Below are 2,057 nucleotides of genomic sequence, written 5' to 3'. Positions count from 1 at the left end.
ACTTTTGTTTGCGAATTTGGAGTTGTAGAAGTTACTGTAACAAATCTTTCAGATAAGACAGAAATTCCACTTTCATCATTAATGGAATTTTGGTTTTCTGATTCTGAATATTACAAAGATTACGGAAAGCACATTTATAGTGATGAAGAGAATATTAATTGGATCGTAAAAGTTTTGGATCATCACTTTATGGAATTTAAAATCCAGTATCCTGATAAAATTTCGGAATATGTGGAATTTCAAAAGCTAGAATCAAAACTTATCAAATACATTAATTCTAATGGATCGGAATTACTCAAAGAAAAATTTAATAATAATTCAAGTGATTGGAAAGAATTAGCTATTAATGAAATGGATAAAAACTATGGCTAACAACGTGTAAGGTCAATTGCTTCAAATTTTTCCATCGGAAAAATTCTCGCATTATTTAACTATATTTATTTCAGGAATCAATTCGTTAGCTCAGCCTCTCGCTTTTTTCCAACGGAATTTTCGCTAGGCAAGCTGGCTCATCCCAACGCAAAGCGTTCGGCTGAAATTCCGCAACAAACCTTACACGAACACGTTGTAATGCATTTGCCTAAACCAACTGACTGAATTACTTACTAAATAAATTAATACACTCATTTAGACTTTTGAAAGACAAATAACCCGAATAGATTTACCGGAAAAACAATGAATAAATCCAACCTGATTTTTGCTGTATCATTATTGTGGTTTTCGTTTTTCTTTGGTCAACAAAAGGACACTATTTATGGAAAAGTAAAAACTGTTAGAGAGCAAATCAATTTCCTCGATAAAAATCGGCAGAATATGAAATTATTTAGTACAGAAGGAGATTATGGACACTACGGTTTTTCAAGTGCTGAGTTCACAAAAAGTAGATTTCATAACTGGTGGTATAATACGCCTTGGGTTCATTATTCAAATTACTTCAAGGAGATTAATGAGAAAGGACAAACAACTTATGAGATTTGGTTCTATAAAGACGGAGACACAGTTACGACCTACAAATACAAGTATGACAAAAAAGACAACTTAATTCAAAAGAAGGATATATTTGATGAAAACGATTACACTTGTAGAAATTACACTTACGACTATAAAAATAAATTAAGGTCTACAATCTATTACGCTTCAGATGACCCAAACCTATACTCCTATACAACCTATGTTAGAGATTCTCTAGCTAATTTAATTGAAATTATAAGATTTGATGAAGACGGAGAGCTTGCTTCTTGGAAATATAAATATGACTCAAAAAACAGAAAGATATCCATGCAAATTCACAAACCATATATCTATGTAAAAAAAGGAAGAGCAACTACATCAAAAAGAGATAGCATTGGACTAACTAAACTTTGCGAAAAATATTACTATGATACAGAAGATAATTTAATAGAAACTCATTACTTTAATTATAGCGCATCAGATAATTTACCTTCTAAATTATCTCGTAAAGTCAAGAATGAATATGAAGATGGACTCTTAAAAAAAGTAATCTATTCAAGAGACACTATAAATAGTTTTAAAGAGTATCAATACGATAATAATAGACGAATAATAAAAGAGACTGTTACTTTTACTAAATACTCTGATAATAATCTTTCAACCCAATATTTCTATGACAATACCGGAAATATTATCAAACTCATATATACAGAAAAAAATAAACCTGTATCAGTCGAATTTGAATATGAGTTTGACAAGCAAAATAACTGGACAACACAAATTAAATCAGTGAATGGAGAGAAACTATTTGTCTGGACAAGGAAAATACAATATTATGAATAGAAACGCATTACAACAACGTGTATAACTAATTGTCCGTTAAAGAACCCTCGCGGAATTCTAGCGAATTCCACTCAATCCCTATTCCGTTTTTTGCTATCTTACTAAACAAATCACACAACTAGCCATACACGAACACGTTGGCAATAATATTCAAGAAATGCTCACATTTTTAAAAAATAAATCGTTACTAGTATTCAAATTCTTGATTGGATTTGTATTAGTTGGAAAGATTTTAAATTGGTTTTTGAATTTCGATTACGAAA

General features: G+C 30.4%; 2 protein-coding genes. Both read left to right on the top strand.

Annotated features, from left to right (window positions below):
* A partial coding sequence (locus AB9K26_RS00065; protein ID WP_369970516.1) for a hypothetical protein occupies positions 1 to 372 on the top strand: 372 nt, incomplete at its 5' end.
* Positions 373 to 675: 303 nt separating this feature from the next.
* Positions 676 to 1,794, top strand: coding sequence for a hypothetical protein (locus AB9K26_RS00060; RefSeq protein WP_369970515.1), 1,119 nt, complete (start codon positions 676 to 678; stop codon positions 1,792 to 1,794).
* The last annotated feature ends 263 nt before the right edge of the window (positions 1,795 to 2,057 follow it).

This window comes from Psychroserpens sp. XS_ASV72, assembly GCF_041224425.1.
Classification (GTDB): Bacteria; Bacteroidota; Bacteroidia; order Flavobacteriales; family Flavobacteriaceae; genus Psychroserpens.
This window is presented reverse-complemented; position numbering and strand designations above follow the sequence as displayed.

Excerpts from the sequence above, each read along its gene's own strand:
- AB9K26_RS00060 (WP_369970515.1), top strand. The coding sequence starts at position 676 with ATGAATAAATCCAACCTGATTTTTGCTGTATCATTATTGTGGTTTTCG.